General features: G+C 69.3%; 17 protein-coding genes. 6 read left to right on the forward strand and 11 right to left on the reverse strand.

Annotated features, from left to right (window positions below):
* Nucleotides 1-23: 23 nt before the first annotated feature.
* Nucleotides 24-1,184: a zinc-binding dehydrogenase gene (locus ACIGCK_RS12910; protein ID WP_396666593.1), complete on the forward strand. Its 1,161-nt coding sequence runs from the start codon at nucleotides 24-26 to the stop codon at nucleotides 1,182-1,184.
* Nucleotides 1,181-2,674: a CoA-acylating methylmalonate-semialdehyde dehydrogenase gene (locus ACIGCK_RS12915; protein WP_396666595.1), complete on the forward strand. Its 1,494-nt coding sequence runs from the start codon at nucleotides 1,181-1,183 to the stop codon at nucleotides 2,672-2,674. The genes ACIGCK_RS12910 and ACIGCK_RS12915 overlap by 4 nt, the downstream gene beginning before the upstream one ends.
* Nucleotides 2,675-2,687: 13 nt before the next feature.
* On the opposite strand, the gene ACIGCK_RS12920 is transcribed toward ACIGCK_RS12915, so the two are convergent.
* Entirely contained in the window at nucleotides 2,688-4,115 is a 1,428-nt protein-coding gene (locus ACIGCK_RS12920) for an MFS transporter (protein ID WP_396666597.1), read from the reverse strand.
* A 145-nt stretch (nucleotides 4,116-4,260) separates the two neighbouring features.
* Here ACIGCK_RS12920 and ACIGCK_RS12925 point away from each other — a divergent pair, with 145 nt between their 5' ends.
* Genes ACIGCK_RS12925 through arfB form a run of 3 tightly spaced genes read left to right on the forward strand, consistent with a single transcriptional unit; the run spans nucleotide 4,261 to nucleotide 6,585 of the window.
* Nucleotides 4,261-5,238, forward strand: a complete 978-nt coding sequence (locus tag ACIGCK_RS12925; protein ID WP_330170514.1) for an ATP-binding cassette domain-containing protein — start codon at nucleotides 4,261-4,263, stop codon at nucleotides 5,236-5,238.
* Complete coding sequence (locus ACIGCK_RS12930; RefSeq protein WP_330170515.1) at nucleotides 5,235-6,101, forward strand: ABC transporter permease; 867 nt, start codon at nucleotides 5,235-5,237, stop codon at nucleotides 6,099-6,101. Before ACIGCK_RS12925 ends, ACIGCK_RS12930 begins: the two co-directional genes overlap by 4 nt.
* A 46-nt stretch (nucleotides 6,102-6,147) precedes the next feature.
* Nucleotides 6,148-6,585: an alternative ribosome rescue aminoacyl-tRNA hydrolase ArfB gene (arfB, locus tag ACIGCK_RS12935; RefSeq protein WP_330170516.1), complete on the forward strand. Its 438-nt coding sequence runs from the start codon at nucleotides 6,148-6,150 to the stop codon at nucleotides 6,583-6,585.
* Between the two features lie 73 nt (nucleotides 6,586-6,658).
* Here arfB and ACIGCK_RS12940 read toward each other — a convergent pair whose 3' ends face one another.
* The 9 genes from ACIGCK_RS12940 to ACIGCK_RS12980 form a co-directional block, all read right to left on the reverse strand.
* Nucleotides 6,659-7,051 (reverse strand): ester cyclase, encoded by a 393-nt coding sequence (locus ACIGCK_RS12940; RefSeq protein ID WP_396666599.1) that lies wholly within the window; start codon nucleotides 7,049-7,051, stop codon nucleotides 6,659-6,661.
* A gap of 47 nt (nucleotides 7,052-7,098) precedes the next feature.
* Complete coding sequence (locus ACIGCK_RS12945; RefSeq protein WP_396666601.1) at nucleotides 7,099-7,773, reverse strand: GntR family transcriptional regulator; 675 nt, start codon at nucleotides 7,771-7,773, stop codon at nucleotides 7,099-7,101.
* A gap of 138 nt (nucleotides 7,774-7,911) precedes the next feature.
* Nucleotides 7,912-8,925 (reverse strand): sugar phosphate isomerase/epimerase family protein, encoded by a 1,014-nt coding sequence (locus ACIGCK_RS12950; RefSeq protein WP_396666602.1) that lies wholly within the window; start codon nucleotides 8,923-8,925, stop codon nucleotides 7,912-7,914.
* Nucleotides 8,922-10,034 carry a Gfo/Idh/MocA family protein gene (locus ACIGCK_RS12955; protein ID WP_396666603.1) on the reverse strand — a complete coding sequence of 371 codons (1,113 nt, stop codon included), beginning with the start codon at nucleotides 10,032-10,034 and terminating at the stop codon, nucleotides 8,922-8,924. The genes ACIGCK_RS12950 and ACIGCK_RS12955 overlap by 4 nt, the downstream gene beginning before the upstream one ends.
* Complete coding sequence (locus ACIGCK_RS12960) at nucleotides 10,034-11,005, reverse strand: ABC transporter permease (RefSeq protein WP_396666605.1); 972 nt, start codon at nucleotides 11,003-11,005, stop codon at nucleotides 10,034-10,036. The genes ACIGCK_RS12955 and ACIGCK_RS12960 overlap by 1 nt, the downstream gene beginning before the upstream one ends.
* Nucleotides 11,002-12,522, reverse strand: a complete 1,521-nt coding sequence (locus ACIGCK_RS12965) for a sugar ABC transporter ATP-binding protein (protein ID WP_396666607.1) — start codon at nucleotides 12,520-12,522, stop codon at nucleotides 11,002-11,004. The genes ACIGCK_RS12960 and ACIGCK_RS12965 overlap by 4 nt, the downstream gene beginning before the upstream one ends.
* Complete coding sequence (locus tag ACIGCK_RS12970; RefSeq protein WP_396666609.1) at nucleotides 12,515-13,705, reverse strand: Gfo/Idh/MocA family protein; 1,191 nt, start codon at nucleotides 13,703-13,705, stop codon at nucleotides 12,515-12,517. The genes ACIGCK_RS12965 and ACIGCK_RS12970 overlap by 8 nt, the downstream gene beginning before the upstream one ends.
* An 89-nt stretch (nucleotides 13,706-13,794) precedes the next feature.
* Nucleotides 13,795-14,955 carry a substrate-binding domain-containing protein gene (locus ACIGCK_RS12975; RefSeq protein ID WP_396666610.1) on the reverse strand — a complete coding sequence of 387 codons (1,161 nt, stop codon included), beginning with the start codon at nucleotides 14,953-14,955 and terminating at the stop codon, nucleotides 13,795-13,797.
* Between the two features lie 67 nt (nucleotides 14,956-15,022).
* Nucleotides 15,023-15,844, reverse strand: coding sequence for a sugar phosphate isomerase/epimerase family protein (locus ACIGCK_RS12980; protein WP_396666612.1), 822 nt, complete (start codon nucleotides 15,842-15,844; stop codon nucleotides 15,023-15,025).
* 150 nt (nucleotides 15,845-15,994) lie between these two features.
* Between ACIGCK_RS12980 and ACIGCK_RS12985 the strand changes: the two genes are divergently transcribed.
* Nucleotides 15,995-17,131 carry an ROK family protein gene (locus ACIGCK_RS12985; protein ID WP_330170526.1) on the forward strand — a complete coding sequence of 379 codons (1,137 nt, stop codon included), beginning with the start codon at nucleotides 15,995-15,997 and terminating at the stop codon, nucleotides 17,129-17,131.
* A gap of 51 nt (nucleotides 17,132-17,182) precedes the next feature.
* Here ACIGCK_RS12985 and ACIGCK_RS12990 read toward each other — a convergent pair whose 3' ends face one another.
* Complete coding sequence (locus ACIGCK_RS12990) at nucleotides 17,183-18,217, reverse strand: LacI family DNA-binding transcriptional regulator (RefSeq protein ID WP_396666614.1); 1,035 nt, start codon at nucleotides 18,215-18,217, stop codon at nucleotides 17,183-17,185.
* Between the last annotated feature and the right edge of the window lie 18 nt (nucleotides 18,218-18,235).

The following is an 18,235-nucleotide window of genomic DNA, read 5'->3' on the forward strand; positions in this document are numbered from 1 at the left end:
CCGGTCGAGGGAGAGGGTGGGCGATGGCACGCACGGTCGAGGGCATGATGAGCGCGGCCGTACTGCGCGAGGGCACCCCCGGGCTCGATGTCGTCGACATCCCGATCCCCACGCCTCTCGCAGGAGAGGCCCTCGTGAAAGTGCGCGCATGCGGCGTGTGCCATACCGACCTGCATGTCATGAAGGGCGAAGTCGCCTTCCCCCGACCCGCCGTGCTCGGCCACGAGATCAGCGGCACGATCGTCGCGATCGGCGACGGCACCGGCGAGGCGGGCGGGCTGGCGGTCGGCGACGACGTCGTCGGCGCGTTCATCATGCCGTGCGATGCATGCGACGCGTGCGACCGCGGGCGGGACGACCTCTGCGCCGAGTTCTTCGGCCAGAACCGGCTGCGCGGGACGCTCTACGACGGGCAGAGCCGGCTCACGCTCGCCGACGGGTCGTTCCTGGCGATGTACTCGATGGGCGGGCTCGCGCAGTACGCGGTCGTTCCGCTCACGGCGCTCGCCGTCCTTCCCGAGGGCGTGGACCCCGTCTCCGCCGCCGTCCTCGGGTGCGCGGCCTTCACGTCGTACGGCGCCGTCCATCGCGCCGGGCGCGTGCAGGCGGGCGAATCCGTCGCGGTCATCGCCGTCGGCGGCGTGGGTAGCGGGGTCGTGCAGATGGCCAGGGCCGCCGGCGCCGACCCCATCGTCGCGATCGACGTCGCGGACGACAAGCTCGACGCCGCGCGCGCGCTCGGCGCGACGCACGCCGTCAACTCCCGCGAGGAGGACGTCGTCGCGCAGGTGCGCGCGGCGACCGGGGGGCGTGGCGTCGACGTCGCCTTCGAGGCGCTCGGGCATCCCGCGACCTTCCGCCAGGCGATCGACGTGCTCGCCGACGGGGGCCGGATGGTGGCGATCGGCATCGCCGCCGGCGCCTCCGTCGCCCAGATCGAGATCACGCCGCTCGTGCGCCGCGGATACTCGATCACGGGCTCGTTCGGCGCCCGCACCCGGGAGGACCTGCCCGCCGTCGTGCGCCTGGCCGCCGACGGCGACATCGACACCGTCGGCCTGGTGACCCGTACGTTCCCGCTGAGCGAGGCGGATGCCGCGTACCGCGCCCTCGCGGAGGGCCGGATCACCGGCCGCGCCGTCATCGTGATGGACGAGGCCCCGAGGAAGGACGAGACCGCGTGAGCAGACGCATCCCCCACTGGATCGACGGTGAACCGGCCGACGTACCCGACCGACGCGTGGCACCCGTGTACGACCCCGCAACCGGCGCGCCCACGGGCGAGGTCGTCCTCGCCGAGCCCGGCGACGTGGACCGGGCGGTGCGCTCGGCCGCTGCCGCGTTCCCCGCGTGGAGGGACCTGTCGATCGCGCGCAGGCAGGCGGTGCTGTTCCGGTTCCGCGAGCTCCTCGAGCAGCGCAAGGGAGAGCTGGCCGAGATCATCACGAGCGAGCACGGCAAGGTGCTCGCCGATGCGCTCGGGGAGATCGCGCGAGGACAGGAGGTGCTCGAGTTCGCCCTCGGGTTCGCCGAGGTCCTCAAAGGCGACTACTCCGTCAACGCCTCGAGCGGCGTGGACGTGTACTCGTTCCGCCAGCCCATCGGAGTCGCGGCGGTCATCAGTCCCTTCAACTTCCCCGCGATGGTGCCCCTGTGGTTCCTTCCGGTCGCGCTGGCCGCCGGGAACGCCGTCGTGCTCAAACCGAGTGAGAAGGATCCGTCGGCGTCGCTGTGGATGGCGCAGCTGCTCGCCGAGGCGGGCCTGCCGGCCGGTGTGTTCACGGTCCTCAACGGCGACAGGGTCGCGGTCGACGCGCTGCTGGAGCATCCGGGGATCGCCTCGGTGTCCTTCGTCGGATCCACTCCGATCGCCCGCCACATCTACGAGACCGCCGCGCGACACGGCAAGCGCGTTCAGGCGCTCGGCGGCGCGAAGAACCACATGCTCGTGCTGCCGGATGCCGATCTCGACCTCGTGGCGGATGCCGCCGTCAACGCCGGCTTCGGATCGGCGGGCGAGCGCTGCATGGCGATCTCGGTGATCGTGGCGGTGGAGCCGGTCGCCGACGATCTGCTCGGCAAGATCGCCGAGCGCATGGCGGGGCTGAGGATCGGGGACGGCCGCCGAGGGTGCGACATGGGCCCCCTCATCACCCGCGAGCACCGCGACAGGGTGTCGGGATACATCGACACGGCCGCCGCGGACGGAGCCGCCGTCGTCGTGGACGGCCGTGGCGTCGTCGTCGACGGCGAGCCGGGGGGCTTCTGGCTCGGCCCCACGCTGCTCGACCGAGTGCCGACGACCTCGGCGGCGTACACCGACGAGATCTTCGGACCGGTGCTGTCGATCGTGCGGGTCGACTCGTACGAGGAGGGTGTGAGTCTCATCAACACGGGGGCGTTCGGCAACGGCACGGCGATCTTCACGAACGACGGCGGCGCGGCGCGCCGATTCCAGTACGAGATCGAGGTCGGGATGATCGGCATCAACGTTCCCATCCCCGTGCCCGTCGCCTACCACTCCTTCGGCGGCTGGAAGGCGTCGGCGTTCGGCGACACGAAGGCGTACGGCCGGCAAGGCTTCCACTTCTTCACCCGCGAGAAGGCGGTCACGGCGCGCTGGCTCGACCCGAGCCACGGCGGAATCAACCTGGGATTCCCGCAGAACGCCTAACAGCGGTCCGGGATCAGCTCGTCGAGGGCAGGTGGGTGAGACCCATCTCGGGGGCGTCGACGGCATCGGGGGTGAGCGACGGCGGTGCGGCGGCGTACGCCGCCGACAGGCGCCGGTACGGCCGGGAGACGAAGGCGAGCATCACGGTGACGAGGAGAACCAGGCTCGCTCCCACGAAGGCGAGCGCGATGCCCCGCGCCTCGCCCGGGCCCAGCAACCACCCGAGGGAGTCCTGCCCGTCCTGCGAGTCCATGAAGGGGATGAGCCAGAACTGTGCCAGCGGACCGACCAGGAACGAGGAGACCGGTGCCGCGGCCGACTCCACGCTCGCGGCGAAGCCGAACACCCGGCCCTGCTTGTCGAACGGCACGACGCGCTGCACGATGGTCTGCTCGGCCGCCTCCGCGATCGGCATGAGGCACATGAAGACGAGGACGCCGAGCGCGTAGAGCCACCACCACTCGCGGATGGCGAAGGTGAGACCCAGCAGCGCGATCCCGACGTTGACGAGCAGCAGCGTGCGGACCGGGTTTTTTCCGAGGCCGAAGCGGGCAACGAGGGCGCCTCCCATCACGAACCCGAAGCTGGTCACCCCGAGCACGATCCCCCACATCTCCACCGAGAAGAGAGTGAGGCCGTACGGGTCCATGAGGGCCATGAACACGCCGCCCACGAGGTTGTTGAACGTCGAGAAGAGGATGAGCGCGAGCAGACCCGGCACGGCGACGACGGCCGGGATGACCCCGCGGAAGCCGACCTGAGCGGGAGCACCCTCGACGTGGACGACCCCGCGCTCCGGGATGGGGACGAAGAGGAGGTGCCCGAGCGCGAGCGCCGTCGCCGCGATCGCGATGACGACGGTCCACCCCATTCCGAGCAGGCCGATCGACAGCCCCGAGAACACGCTCGTGACCATGAATGCGATGCCCTGCACCGCGCCCACCAGCCCGTTCGCCCTGTCGCGCCGATCTGCCGGCACGAGCAGGGTCACGGTGGTCGACAGCGCGATGTTGCGCAGGTTCTCGACCACGCCGCCCACGAGGATCACGCCCGCGAACACCCAGAACCAGGGGCCGCCCCAGTCGACCAGCACGCTCTCCGGGAACGAGAGGTAGAGAGCGCCGGCGAGCAGATACGTCACGAGCGTGACCCCGCTCGAGAGCACCATGACCGCCTTCTTCTTCATGCGGTCGACGATGACCCCGAAGATGACACCGAAGGCGGCGACCAGAAGCATGTAGGAGCCGCCGATGATCGCCGTCGCGAGCACCGAGCGCGTCTCGAGATACGCCCAGAAGGTCAGCGCCCACCACAGATAGCTGGAGGTCACGTTCGCGGCCGCGGTGTTCGCGAGCACCTGATGGAACGCCCGCACGGTGCGGGGACCGGGCGGAGCCTGCGCGGCCTCATCCCGGCCCGGCTGGCGAAGCGACTCGGCCATGGATTCTCCTGGGGGTGCGGCGGGAGCGTCCGCCCCACGATGACCGCAAGGTACAGACCGCCGCGGACACCGCGTCGTCTGCATGCTCCCGCGCCCGCCCCACGCGCGCAACCCCGATGTCGGAGGAGGGGAGTACGATCCGCGCATGGCGTACATCGAGACGCAGCAGATCGTCAAGACCTACCGCCCCAAGGGAGCCGCCGTCGTGCGCGCGCTCGACGGGCTCGACCTGTCGGTCGAGCAGGGCAGCGTGACGGCGCTGCTCGGCCCGAACGGTGCGGGCAAGACCACCGCCGTCAAGGTCCTCACGACCCTCATCCGACCCGACTCGGGGCGCGCGATCATCGCGGGGGTCGACGTCTTCGACGACCCCGCCGAGATCCGCCGGATGATCGGCGCCAGCGGTCAGTACGCCGCCGTCGACGAGAACCTCACCGGCTACGAGAACCTCTACATGGTCGGCCGGCTCTATCACCTCGGCCACCGGCTCGCGGCGCAGCGAGCACGTGAGCTGATCGAGGTCTTCGACCTCGTCGAGGCGCAGAACCGTCCCGTCAAGGGGTTCTCGGGGGGCATGCGGCGGCGAATCGACCTGGCGGGCGCCCTCGTCATCAACCCGCCCGTGCTCTTCCTCGACGAACCCACGACAGGACTCGATCCCCGCAGTCGGCTCGCCCTCTGGGAGGTGATCGAGTCGCTCGTCGCCGGCGGGACAACGGTCCTCCTGACGACGCAGTATCTCGAGGAGGCCGATCGGCTCGCGGATTCGATCTCGATCGTCGACAGCGGCCGCGTGATCGCCGAGGGCACCGCCGACCAGCTGAAGGCCTCGGTGGGCGGGCAGCGCGTGGCCGTCACACTCGTCGACGACGCCGACGGCGAGCGCGTCCGCGACATCCTGAGTCGCTACGGCTCCGGTCCCGTCGCAGAGGGGGGCGATCGGACATGGGTCGTGCCCGTCGCCGACGGCGCCACCGGCCTCGGCGGCATCGTGGCCGACATCGCCGCCCAGGGCATCGAGCTGCACGACGCCGGCATGAGGCGCCCGACGCTCGACGACGTCTTCCTGCAACTGACCGGCCGCGCAACCGGCACGGACGACGAGGCGGAGGATGCGGCATGACCGAGACGAGCGCCGCGGCCCACACGGGCCGCACCCCGCCGGGCCGGATCCGGGCCCCCGAGGGAAGCGCGGTCAGCCGCCTCCTCTCCGACGGCGCGATCGCGACGTGGCGGAACCTCAAGAAGATCGTGCGCGTTCCCGACATCCTGCTGTTCACGCTGATCCAGCCGATCATGTTCGTGCTGCTGTTCACCTTCGTCTTCGGCTCCGCCATCCCCGTGCCGGGCGGCGACTACACCTCGTTCCTCATGGCGGGGATCTTCGCGCAGACGATCGTCTTCGGCTCCACCTACTCGGGCTCGGCCATGGCGCAGGACCTGAAGGACGGCATCATCGACCGGTTCCGCACGCTTCCGATGAACGGCGCGGCCGTGCTGATCGGACGCACCACGGGCGATCTCGTCATCAACCTGCTCTCGCTCGCGGTCATGATGCTGACGGGTCTCGTCGTCGGGTGGCGGGTCACGTCGTCGCCTCTCGAGTTCCTGGCCGGCGTGCTCCTGCTGCTGTCGTTCTCCTACGCGTTCTCGTGGCTCATGGCCTACCTCGGCATGATCGTGCGCAGCCCCGAGGTGATCAACAACGCGTCGTTCCTGATCCTCTTCCCCCTCACGTTCCTCTCCAACGCGTTCGTGCCGAGCGAGGGCCTCCCCACACCGCTGCGGGTGTTCGCGGAATGGAACCCCGTGACCGCGCTGGTCACATCCGCGCGGCAGCTCTTCGGCAACGTCCCCGCCGGCACACCGGTCGGCGACGCCTGGCCGGCCCAGTATCCGATCCCGACCGTCATCGGGGGGATCGTCGTGCTGCTGCTCGTCTTCGTGCCGCTGTCGATCCGCCGGTTCGCGACGCTCGATCGCTGAGCAGTCGGAACGGGGCGCAGGGCGCCAGCGGGGAGATGATGGGGGCATGACCGCTCATCACCGCCCAGGACTGCGCGTCACGGCGGGCGTGACGATCCCCGAGAGCGAGCTCTCCTGGCGATTCAGCCGCTCGTCCGGTCCGGGCGGACAGGGCGTGAACACCGCCGACTCCCGCGTGGAGCTCACGTGGGACATCGCGGCCTCGCGAGCGCTGTCGGAACATGAGCGTGAGCGGCTGCTCGATCGGCTGGGCGGTCGGCTCGTGCGGGGCACCCTGACGATCGCCGCGTCGGAGCACCGGACGCAGGTGCGCAACCGGGACGCGGCCCGCGAACGGCTCGCCTCGGCGGTGGCCGACGCACTGCGCCCGCCGTCGCCGTCGCGACGCGCGACCATGCCCAGCCGGGGAGCGAAGGAACGGCGCCTCGGCGCCAAGCGCCGGCGAACCGACGTCAAGCGGCTGAGGCGCCCGCCCACGGACTGACCCGGGACCCGTGACCTCCGCGCGATTCGGCCGGCCCACGGGCTGAGCGGCCCCTCGCGGCGCGCAATGACCCTCACCCCCGTAGCTGATCGAGCAACTCGACATGGTCGGCGGTCCCGGTGAACTCGGTGATCCGACCGTTCACGACCCGGCACATCGCGAACTCGGCGACGTTCACGTGCCGTCGCGTCGCGGCGATGCCGCGGAACGCCCCGGCGTGCGTGCCGCTCGCGCGCAGATGCACGGCTAGGCGATCCTCTTCGACGAGCAGTTGAATGCGGCGCCACCGCCAGTCCGGGAAAGCGCGGAAAAGCTCCGCCGCATCCTTCACCCAGGCATCCGCGCCGCGCGGCAGGTGCGCGCGGCGGACCGCGGGATCCAGAAAGGAGCGGATGGCGTCGAGATCGTGACGGTTGCACGCATCGAGGTAATCGCCGAACCACTCACGCATCTCCCACGGCTCCACCCCTCCATTCTCGTCGGGTCGGGGAGCCGCTCTCCCGAGACGCCCGCCTAAGATGCCTGAGTCAGCGCTTCCTCGGCGGCGCCGTCCTCCGTGAGGCTGTGCCAGATGTCGAGGGTCACGGATTCGGCGCCCCGCACGTCGCCGGCGGCCATGAAGCCGATCAGTTGCTCGTGCCTCTCCACGGACGGCCGGCCATCTCCCGTGAAGCGCGACAGCTCCGCTCGGCGCACCAGCGGTCCGAACTGCTCCAGCACCGCCTCGACGGCACTGTTGCCGAGCGCCGCGACGGGGATCATGTGGAGCTCGTCATCGGCGTCCAGCGCCGCGCTGATGTCGCCCGCCGCGAGCGACGCGGCGAAGCGGCGATTCGCGTCGCGCATCCGCTCGATGTCTGCAGCACTCAGCCGGCCCGTCGTCTCGCGCACCGCCAAGCCGTGCATGGCGGCGATGACATCCCGCGCGTCCCGCACCGCCCGCGGGTCGATGGTGCTCACCGCCGTCGACCGGCCCGGCACGGCCACCACCAGTCCGCTTGCCGCCAGGCGCAGCAGCGCTTCGCGCACAGGCGTGCGGCTCACCCCCAGCCACTCCGCGAGGTCGCCGTCCTTCAGCTGCTCCCCGGGCTCGAATGCGCCTTCGACGATCGCGTCGCGAAGCCGTCGGTAGACGTCGTCGCGGAGGAGGGAGCGACCCAATGCTGGGCTGCCCGAGGGAATCGGCATGCAATACATTGCGCACACCATCGGCGTCGGCGCAACTCCGGTTCACCCCTCGCACGCGTCGCCGCGATGAGCGACGCAGACGCCGCCGACCTACCTGCCCGGGCTGCAGCCCGGCGCCCGGGGGGCGTCCTCGCGTGTTCAGCGGGCGGAGAAGGCCGCGTCGAAGGAAGCCGTGGGCTGCTTCCACAGCTTCGATCGCACGAACTCCACCGCCTCGGCGGCGCCGTGCAGGCGGTCCATCCCGGCATCCTCCCACTCGATGGAGATGGGTCCGCGGTAGCCGATCGACTCGAGGGCGCGGAACGCGTCCTCCCAGGGCACGTCGCCGTGACCGGTGGAGACGAAATCCCAGCCGCGCCGCGGATCGCCCCAGGGCAGGTGCGATCCGAGCACCCCGGCCCGCCCGTTCGTCGGCCGCAGACGCGTGTCCTTGCAGTCGACGTGATAGATGCGGTCGCGGAAGTCCCAGATGAAGCCCACCGGGTCGATGTTCTGCCACATCATGTGCGACGGGTCCCAGTTGAAGCCGAACGCCTCCCTGTGATCGATCGCGTCGAGGGTGCGCACGCTCGTCCAGTAGTCGTAGGCCACCTCGCCGGGGTGCACCTCGTGCGCGAACCGCACACCCTCCCCGTCGAACACATCGAGGATCGGGTTCCATCGGGCCGCGAAGTCCTCGTAGCCGGCCTCGATGACGGAGGTGGGCACGGGCGGGAACATCGCGACGTACGGCCATACCGACGACCCGGTGAATCCCACGACCGTGTCGACGCCGAGTCGCCGCGCAACCCGCGCGGCGCGCTTCATGTCCTCCGCAGCGCGTCGCCGGACGCCCTCTGCGTCGCCGTCGCCCCAGAGCGAGGGGCGCAGGATGGCCTCATGCCGGAAGTCGATGGGCGCATCGCACACGGCCTGCCCGGCCAGGTGGTTCGAGATCGCGAACACCGAGAGTCCGTGGCGGTCGAGGATCTCCTTGCGCGACGCGAGGTAGCCCGGCTCCTCCTCGGCGCGTTCCAGGTCGAGGTGATCCCCCGAGGCCGCGAGCTCGAGGCCGTCATAGCCCCACGACGCCGCCAATCGGGCCACTTCTTCCAAGGGCAGGTCAGCCCACTGCCCGGTGAACAACGTGACGGGATGCGTGGACTCGCTCATGCGGCGCTCGATTCCGGCTCGCGCACCTGCGCGACATCCACCCACTGTCCGGAGTCGGACGAGGCGATCACCGCCTCCGTCAGTCGTGCGGCGCGCACGCCGTCGGAGAAGGTGGGCAGCCCGTCGACGGGGCGCCCCTCGATCGTCGCGTGCACATCACGCATGAACAGGGAGAAGCAGTCCTGATAGCCCTGAGGGTGTCCGGACGGCACCGTCACATACGCTCTGGCAGCGTCGTGATGAAGGGTCTCGAGACCCTTCGGCAGGATGGACGCGTCATGCGTCGCGCCGACCCAGAGATCGTTGGGGTTCTCCTGATCGAACGCATACGACCTCGTCTCCCCGTCCAGCGAGAGCCATAGCCGGTTCTTGCGCCCCGGCGTGGCCTGCGAGATCACGACGGAACCGGTCGCGCCGCGGTCGGTCTGGAACATCATCGTCACCCCATCCTCGGTCGATACGGGCACTTCGCCGTCGTCGGAGTGCCGCGTCTCGTGCAGTCGGGACTTCTGGGCGAGCAGGCGCTCGATGCGATGGCCCGTGGTGAACTCGAAGAGGTCGCACCAATGCACACCGATATCGGCGAACGCTCGGGAACCCTCGTCCGTCACCCGCCAATTGTAGGTCGACTGGTCGGACAGCCAATCCTGCAGGTAGTGTCCGTGGGCCAGCCAGATGCGCTCCCCGGTGGCGGTGATGCGTGCCCGCGCCTCGCGCACCGTCGGGTAGAAGCGGTAGATGAACGGCACCGCCGTCACCACGAAAGCGTCGCGCGCGGCGCTTTCCAGGAGCAGGGCGTCCTCCGCCGTCAGAGCGAGCGGCTTCTCGCAGACGACGTGCTTTCCGGCCGCGATGGCGGCGAGCGCGAGCGGCAGGTGCTGTGCGTTGGGGGTGCAGATGTGGACGATGTCGACGTCCGGGTGGGCGACCAGCTCGTCCGCCGTGAGCGCGAGCGGGACGTTCTCCTCCTGCGCGGCCTCCCGGGTGCGCTCGAGATCGCGACCGGCGTACGCGACGACGATGCCCCCGGTCGAGCGCACGGCGCGGGTGTGCACCCGGCCCATGAAGCCCGTGCCGATGATGCCGCTTCGCAGCGGCGGGCGGGCCATCACTTCTTCCTCGACAGCGCGACGGCGGCGATGATGATCGCGCCGCGTACGACCTGCTGCTGAGCGACGTCCAGCCCGGCGAGGATCAGCCCGTTGTTGATCAGGCCCATGAAGAGAGACCCGAACAGAGTGCCGATGATGGCGCCGCGGCCGCCGAAGAGGCTCGTACCGCCCAGGATGACGGCGGCGATGACCGTGAGCTCATCGCCCTGGCCCCACTGGAAACGTCCCGATTCGAGTCGACCGGCGTAGAGCATGCCGGCGACCGCCGCCGCGATGCCCGAGATGAGCAGCACGGTGAACTTGATGCGCGCCGTGTTGATGCCCGTGTAGGCAGCCGCTGTCGGATTTCCACCCGTGGCCAGGACCTTCCGCCCGAAGCCGGTGCGGTTCATCACGAGCCATCCCACCGCCACCGCCACGATCGTCCACACCAGCAGGCCCGGCACGGGGCCGAAGTCGCTGCCGCCGAAGATCATCACGTAAAGGCGATCGGTGATCGGTTGCGGCGCCGACGCGGTGATCCACTGCGCGAGACCCGCGGCCAGGCCCAGCATTCCAAGGGTGACCAGAAACGACGGGATTCTCAGCAGCGCGACGAGCCCGCCGTTGATGGCGCCGATTGCCGCGCCCGCGGCGAGGCCCGCAAGGATGCCCGGGACGAGGCCGAACTGCATCGTGGTCATCGCTGTCACGACGGACGCCAGGCCCGCGACCGATCCGACACTCAGGTCGATTTCGGCGGCCGCGATCACGAAGGTCATCGCGATGGCCATGATCGAGATCGTCGCGGTCTGCCGAACGATGTTCAGCATGTTGTTCGCGGAGAGGAAGCCGTCGTTGCCCAGGAAGATCGCGAAGAGGAGGAACACCACCACGAACGCGATGTAGATGATGTTGCTGCGCCAATCCAAGCGGGTGATGACCCGTGACAGTCTGGACGGCTGAGTGGACGGTGCGGCGCTGCTCATGCTGCTGCTCCTTGGATGATGAGTTGAAGCTGCTCTTCGCTATCGATGTCGGTGCGGGGGAGTTCGCGGATCGAACGTCCTCCCCGCATGATGACGATGCGATCGGCAACGGCCAGGAGTTCGGGGAGTTCGGACGAGATGAACAAGACCGCGTTGCCCTGCGAGGCGAAGGCACGCACGATATCGAGGATCTCCGTCTTCGTCCCGATGTCGACACCTGCGGTGGGCTCGTCCATGACGAGAACCCGCGGCTCGGTGTTGATCCACTTCGCGACGACGACCTTCTGCTGGTTGCCGCCCGATAGTTGGCTGATGGGTGCGTAGGGATCGGCGACCTTCACCGCGAAGCGCTCGACGAGGTGCTCGGTGAGGTCGCGGAGCTTGCGAGGCGAGAGCAGGCCGCTCGTCTTGACGTGCTCGAGGACGGGGAGTGTCAGGTTGTCCGACACGGAGTGCTCCAGCACCAGCCCCTGATCCCGGCGGTCCTCGGGGATGAGGGCGACGCCCGCGCGTTGTGCGGCGATCGGCCTGACGAAGCGGACGCGTTCCCCGTCGATGCTCAGCGAGCCGCGCGTCGGCCGGTCCATTCCCGCCACGACCCGCGCGAACTCCGTGCGCCCGCTGCCCATGAGGCCCGCGAGGCCGACGATCTCGCCGGCGCGGATGGTGAGGGAAACCGATTCGAGCACGGTGCTGCTCGCGATGTCCTCCGCCTCGAGGAGCACGGGTGCGTCCTTGGGGACCTCCCGCTCCTGGTAGACGAGATCGGAAGCGAGTCGCCGCCCGATGATGGCCTCGATGATCTGTTCCGCGCTCATCTCCGCCACGGGCGCCGCGAGAACCACCCGGCCATCGCGCAGAACCGTGATCCGGTCGGCGATGCGGCGGATCTCGTCCATCCGGTGCGAGATGTAGACGATCGCGATCCCGCGGTTCTTCAGCGTCTCGATCAGCGAGAAGAGATTCTGCACCTCGTGCTTGGCGAGGCTGGCGGTGGGCTCGTCCATCACGAGGACGCTGGCCTGCTTGGCCACCGCCTTCGCGATCTCGACGAGCTGCCAGTAGGCCGTCCCGAGGTCCTCCACGCGCGCGCGGGGGTCGATGGTGACACCCAGCCCGTCGAAGAGCTCCTTCGCCGCGCGCTCCGCCGCGCGGTCGTCGATCAGGCCGGCCTTTCCGGTGATCTCCCGGTTGAGGAAGATGTTCTGGGCCACCGTCATCGAGGGGATGAGACTGAACTCCTGGAAGACCATGCCGATCCCGGCACGTTCCGCGTCGGCGGTGCTCCGGATCTCGACCGGTTCGCCCCGCACTTCGATCGTGCCCGACGTGATCGGGTGCACGCCCTGCAAGACCTTCATGAGAGTGGACTTGCCGGCTCCGTTCTCACCGGCGAGGGCGTGCACCTCCCCCGCGATGATGTCCATGTCCACGGACTTCAGGACCTCGACGGGGCCGAAGCTCTTCACGATCGACCGCATCCGCACGGCGGGCGGCTCGAGGGGCATCTCAGCCATTTTCGGTGTCCGCGCCGGTGGCATCCGCGACCTTGACCCACTGGCCGGTCCGGCCCGATTCGAGGATGGCGTCGTCGACGAGCGCGGCCTGGTAGCCGTCCGCGAAGTTCGGAGACACCGTTCCGCCCTCGACCACGGCCTTCAGGAAGTCGTGCGCCTCGATGATCTTGGTCTCGCCGTAGCCGATGCCGAGCGCGGGGATGGGCCACAGCGACTCGCCATAGGGCGTGTTCGGCCCCGTGTAGACCGTGCGGAAGCCCCGGCGGTCGGCCGGGTCGCCCTTGAAGGCGACCTGCAGCTCGTCACGGTTCTCGTAGTTGAAGAAGATCGAGCCCTCGGTGCCGTGGATCTCGAAGGTGATGAAGTTGTTCCGGCCCCACGCGTTGCGCGTCGCCTCGATCGAGCCGACGGCGCCGCTGCGGAAGCGGACGAGCGACATCGCCTCGTCGTCGACGTCGACGGCGCCGCGGGGCCCGTCGTTCTTGACCGAGCCGCCCAGGGCGTCGAATCCGCTCGACTGCAGCGGCCGGTCGGGAATGAAGGTCGACACGACGGAGGTGACCTCGGAGATCTCGCCGACGAGGTAGCGGGCCAGGTCGACGACGTGCGATCCGATGTCTCCGACGGCCCCGGAGCCCGCGATGCTCTTCTGGAAGCGCCAGCTGAGCGGCGAGTTCGGGTCCGCGCTCCAGTCCTGCAGGTAGGTGCCGCGGAAGTTGAGGATCTCGCCGATCGCGCCCTCTTCGATGTACTTCTTGGCCAGCGCCACGGCGGGCGTGCGACGGTAGTTGAACGCGACGGCGGTGACGATACCGGCCTTCTTCGCGGCCTCGTACATGCGGCCCGCCTCTTCCGCGGTGGGCGCGAGGGGCTTCTCGCAGATGATGTGCTTGCCCGCCTCGGCGGCGGCGATGGCGATCTCCGCGTGCAGGTTGTTGGGCGTCGCGATGTCGATCACGTCGATCGACGGGTCGTTGACCACGTCGCGCCACGAGGACGAGAAGCCCTCCCACGAGTAGCGCTCGGCCGCGGTGCGCGCGAGGTCATCCGTGGCGTCGACCACGATCTTCTTGATCGGGCGCGCCGGCGCCGGCCAGAAGAGCATGGGCATCGCGGCGTAGGCGAGCGAGTGGGCCTTGCCCATGAATCCGCCACCGATCATGGCGATGTTGAGGTCCTGCATGTTCTGCCTTTCTTTGTGCAATCGGATGCCCCGTGGGGACGACCGGAGTCGGACGTCCCCACGGAGCGGACGAGCTCAGCGACGAAACGTCAGTCGACGTACGCGTCCCGCACGGACGCCGGCGCTTCGGAGTCGTAGACCATCTCCCAGGCCTCGAGCACGTTCTCGTGGTCGACGGGAAGCGAGCTGAGAGCGACGTACGGGGGCACGTCGACCCCGAGGATGCTGAGTGCGGCGAGGTCGGCCTCGGCGACGCCCTGGTCGTAGGGCAGCTGGGCACCCAGCCCGACGATCATCTCGTTCTCGGCGAGGGCGATGGCCACGTTCGTGCCCAGGTCCTGCGTCGCGATCTTGATGTCGGTGCGACCGGTCTCGCGAGCGGCGGCCATGACGCCCTCCGCGGGCACATCCCACACCGCCCAGATGCCGTCGAGGTCGGCGTTCCTCGTGAGCATCGCGTTGGCCACGCCCTGGGCGTCACCCGCGAAGTCGGGGCCGGCGATGCCCTGCTCCTGCACGATCTCGATGTCGGGGAACTCCTCCGTGATCGTCTCGACGAAGCCGTCGTAGCGCTGCTGCGTCACGAAGAAGTCGGCCTCGTGGTAGATGACGCCGATCTGGCCCTCGCCACCGAGCGCGCGCGCGAGAAGGTACGCAGAGGTGACGCCGTTGCCGTAGTTGTCGGCGGAGACCATCGACACGTAGTCCTGCCCGGCCACGAAGCCGTCGGGCACGTTGTCCATGAACACGAGCTTCACGCCCTGCTCAGCGGCCCTGCGGTAAGCGCTGGCGGTGGCCACCGTGTCGGTCGGGATGGACACGATGATGTCCGGGTCCTGGGTCAGCACGGTCTCGATCTGCGAGACCTGCGTCGCGGGGTCGAAGTCGGCGTCGGTCGTGGCGATCACTTCGATCCCGAGCCGATCGAACTCCGCGTTGAGGCCGGCGATCTGGGCGTTGGCCCAGTCATTGCCGCCGTAGTGCATGACGATCGCGGCCGTCAGGCCCATCGCCGCGATCTCTTCCGCCTGCGCATCCGTCACGACGGTGGTGTCGACCGAGGCCGGCTCCTCGCCGTTGGGGCCGGTGCTGAGCACCTGTCCCGTGATCTCGGCGAGCGCGGCGTCGATCTCCGCAGCGATCTCGGGGTCGACTTCTTCGCTCGCGCCGCCGCCGGCGGGCGTGCAGCCCGCGAGGGCGGCGATGCTCATGGCCGCGACGAGCGCGACCACCGTTGTCCTGATTTTCATCCTTCTTGCTCCTTTGCTGTGGGACTGCGACTGCATTGTTCGGCAGGTGAGTAGGGGACGACTACGGTCAGGCCAGCTTTCCGGCCTGGAGGAATCGAAGGCTTCGTGCGGCGGCGGCGCTCTGGTCACCCTCGTACCCGTCGAGCTCGACGGTGATCCAGTCGTCGTAGCCGGCGTCGACGACCGCGTCGATGATGCCGCCGAGGTCGAGGTCTCCCTCGCCGAGCGGCATGAACGCGTGAGTCGTCGCGTCGAGGTCCTTGAGGTGCACGTAGGCCAGGCGGTCCGCGTGCCGACGGATGACGACGGCGGGGTCGCCGCCGCCGGCCGCGATGTGTGCCACGTCGGCGCAGAGGCCGATCGATGTCGCCGCGAACAGGGCGTCGATCTGCTCGGGGGCCTGCGCGAGGCTGCCGAGGTGCGGGTGGTAGCTGGCGACGAGACCGGCCGCCCTGGCGCGCTCCGCGACCGTGTCGAGGAACTCACCCGCGATCCGGTAATCCTCGTCGCGGCGCCCGGTCGAGCGAATGGCACCGCCGCCGATCACGTAGTGCCGGGCACCCGCGGAAGCGGCGAGACGGATCGAGCGATCGAACCGGGCCAGCTCGTCCTCGTGCGCGTCGCGGTAGATCAAGTGTCCCCCGCTGTACACGCCCGCGACCTCGAGCCCCTGGCCATTGACAGCCGCGACGAAGTCCGAGATGGAGTCTTCGAAGGGAAGGAGATTGCCGTCGAACAGCTCGAGGCCCTGGTAGCCGACCGCTGCGATCGCCTCCAACGTGCCGTGCACGTCTCCGGGCGTCTCATAGAAACCGGATCCCAGATTCGTCACAGAACCGGGCGTGCCGACGACGCCGCCCCACGCATTTGCTTCGTAAGCGAATTTCACGCTTCTACCCCCTCGTAGATATTGGCTACACTGAGAAGCTAACACTTATGACTCCCGGAAGTCAAATATAAAATCTGCGCCTCCGCCGTTCGACACATTGCATGCCGTTTTCGCCATTAGCCTGGTCTGACGATTCGAAGGTGAGGGGACATGATCTCTGCGGGCGCCGGTGAGCTCTTCCAGCTGATGCGCGACGGACGTCCGCGGACGCGCGCCGAACTGGTGGAAGAGACGGGTCTCGCCCGCACCAGCGTGGTGAATCGGCTCGCGGCCCTCGCGGCTGTCGGACTCGTCACCCCGACCGGTACCGCGGCCGCTTCCGGCGGACGCCCCGCCGCCCGCCTCGTCTTCGAGCAGACGTCACGGGTGTGCATCGGGATCGACCTCGGCGCGACTCACGGCTCGGTCGGAATCCTCGACCTGGCCGGGGAGGTGCTGCATGAGGAGAGCAGGACCCTCGACATCGCGGAGGGGCCGATCCAGATCCTGACGTGGGCACTCGATACGGCCGAGCGCCTGCTCGCCGCGGCGGGCAGGCAGCGGCACCTGCTGGGAGTGGGCGTGGGGGTTCCGGGTCCGGTCGAGCACTCGACGGGCAGGCCGATCCGCCCGCCGATCATGCCCGGCTGGGACGGCTTCGACATCCCCGCTTTCATTCGTCAGCGGCTCGACGCGCCCGTCCTCGTCGACAACGACGTGAACCTCCTGGCGCTCGGCGAGCGTGCCACGCGGTGGCCCGGCGTCAGCGACCTCTTGTTCATCAAGGTCGCCACGGGCATCGGTGCGGGCATCATCCTCGGCGGACAGCTTCAGCGCGGAGCCCGCGGATCCGCCGGAGACATAGGACACGTGCAGGTGCCGGGCGTAGCGGACGATCGCGACCTGGAAGCGCTCGCCAGCACGCCGGCGATCGCAGCGAGCCTCAGCCGCGACGGCGCGAGCGTGGACACGACCGACGTGATCGAACGAATCCGTACCGGCGACCCGATGGCGGTCACCGCGGCCCGCGACGCCGGCCGCATCATCGGCAAGGTCACCGCGGCCTGCGTCAGCATCCTCAACCCCTCCGTCGTCGTGATCGGCGGCCAGCTGGGGGTGAACGTGCAGGAGATCATCGCCGGCGTACGCGAAGTCGTCTACCAGACGTCGATCCCGCTCGCGACGCAGCACCTGAACATCGTGCCCGCCGAGGGAGGCACAACCGCGGGTATCCGCGGGGCGGGGCTGATGGTCCTCAACGAACGCCTGAGCGCAACGGCGGTCGACGAACTGATCGCCGACATCTGATCCCGGCGGCCGTCGGGGGCCCGCTCGCCGCCGGGATCGGCAGCGGTTCGGCTACACGAGCGCGGTCGACCCCCGCGTCACGAGCTTCGTCGCGACGGAGTGGACCCCTCCTCGCCCCTCGCCGTTGATCGCTTCGAAGAGGAGTTCCGCGGCGCGCCTGCCGACCAGCTCGAGCCGCATGTCGATCGTCGACAGCGGCGGCCGCGCCTGCGTGGCGATCGGCACCCAATTGTCGTGTGCCATGACGGCAACCTCGGAGGGAACCGACCGCCCGCTCTCGCGCAGGGCGTCCAGCGCACCGCGCGCGATCTGATCGCTGCCGCAGAGGACGGCATCGAGATCGGGGAATCTCGCCAGCAGGGTGCGTATCGCTCCGCGCCCCCACTCTTCCGTCCAGGCCCCGTACAGCGCCTCACCCCCCAGCAGCTCGAGGCCCGCGGCACCGAGCGTCTGGACGGCGCCCTCGACGCGATCCCGTGCGGCGGCGTACGTGACGTCGCCCGAGACGTACGCGATCCGTCGTCGCCCGCAGCTGAGTACGTGCTCCGCGGCCAGACTCCCCGCACCGACGTTGTCGCTGATCACCGAGATGTCCCTCGGGTCATCGGACGGTGCGTACGCGTAGACGATCGGAACGGGGAAGGCATGCCCGAGCGAGGGGCGGGGATCGGTCTTGTCACCCACGACGATGAGCCCATCGACCCGACGGCCGAGCAGTGCGCGGATGTGATGCTGCTCGCGTATCGCGTCCCCGCGGGCGTCGCACAGGAACACCGACGTGCTGCCGGTTCCGAACGCATCCTCCGCCCCCATCATGACGGGCAGGGAGAAGCGCCCCTCCATGTCGCTCGTGAGCAGGCCGACGGTGCCTGTTCGACCGGTCAGGAGCCCCTGCGCGAGCGAGTTCGGCGCGAAGTTCAGCTTCTCCGCAGCTCTCAGCACGCGCTCCCGCGTCTCCGGCCGGACGTGGTCGCGTCCGTTCAGCGACTTCGACACCGTCGCGATCGACACCCCTGCGAGCTGTGCCACGTCGCGCAACGTGGCCGGCCGGGAGCGCTTGTCGATCGGGTCGGCTCGCTCTGGCATCATCTTCCCTTCGAGGGC

Source organism: Microbacterium sp. NPDC078428 (assembly GCF_044542535.1).
GTDB lineage: Bacteria > Actinomycetota > Actinomycetes > Actinomycetales > Microbacteriaceae > Microbacterium > Microbacterium limosum.

Excerpts from the sequence above, each read along its gene's own strand:
- ACIGCK_RS12910 (WP_396666593.1), top strand. The coding sequence starts at position 24 with ATGGCACGCACGGTCGAGGGCATGATGAGCGCGGCCGTACTGCGCGAG.
- ACIGCK_RS12920 (WP_396666597.1), bottom strand. The coding sequence starts at position 4,115 with ATGGCCGAGTCGCTTCGCCAGCCGGGCCGGGATGAGGCCGCGCAGGCT.
- ACIGCK_RS12925 (WP_330170514.1), top strand. The coding sequence starts at position 4,261 with ATGGCGTACATCGAGACGCAGCAGATCGTCAAGACCTACCGCCCCAAG.
- ACIGCK_RS12930 (WP_330170515.1), top strand. The coding sequence starts at position 5,235 with ATGACCGAGACGAGCGCCGCGGCCCACACGGGCCGCACCCCGCCGGGC.
- arfB (WP_330170516.1), top strand. The coding sequence starts at position 6,148 with ATGACCGCTCATCACCGCCCAGGACTGCGCGTCACGGCGGGCGTGACG.
- ACIGCK_RS12945 (WP_396666601.1), bottom strand. The coding sequence starts at position 7,773 with ATGCCGATTCCCTCGGGCAGCCCAGCATTGGGTCGCTCCCTCCTCCGC.
- ACIGCK_RS12950 (WP_396666602.1), bottom strand. The coding sequence starts at position 8,925 with ATGAGCGAGTCCACGCATCCCGTCACGTTGTTCACCGGGCAGTGGGCT.
- ACIGCK_RS12955 (WP_396666603.1), bottom strand. The coding sequence starts at position 10,034 with ATGGCCCGCCCGCCGCTGCGAAGCGGCATCATCGGCACGGGCTTCATG.
- ACIGCK_RS12960 (WP_396666605.1), bottom strand. The coding sequence starts at position 11,005 with ATGAGCAGCGCCGCACCGTCCACTCAGCCGTCCAGACTGTCACGGGTC.
- ACIGCK_RS12965 (WP_396666607.1), bottom strand. The coding sequence starts at position 12,522 with ATGGCTGAGATGCCCCTCGAGCCGCCCGCCGTGCGGATGCGGTCGATC.
- ACIGCK_RS12970 (WP_396666609.1), bottom strand. The coding sequence starts at position 13,705 with ATGCAGGACCTCAACATCGCCATGATCGGTGGCGGATTCATGGGCAAG.
- ACIGCK_RS12975 (WP_396666610.1), bottom strand. The coding sequence starts at position 14,955 with ATGAAAATCAGGACAACGGTGGTCGCGCTCGTCGCGGCCATGAGCATC.
- ACIGCK_RS12985 (WP_330170526.1), top strand. The coding sequence starts at position 15,995 with ATGATCTCTGCGGGCGCCGGTGAGCTCTTCCAGCTGATGCGCGACGGA.
- ACIGCK_RS12990 (WP_396666614.1), bottom strand. The coding sequence starts at position 18,217 with ATGCCAGAGCGAGCCGACCCGATCGACAAGCGCTCCCGGCCGGCCACG.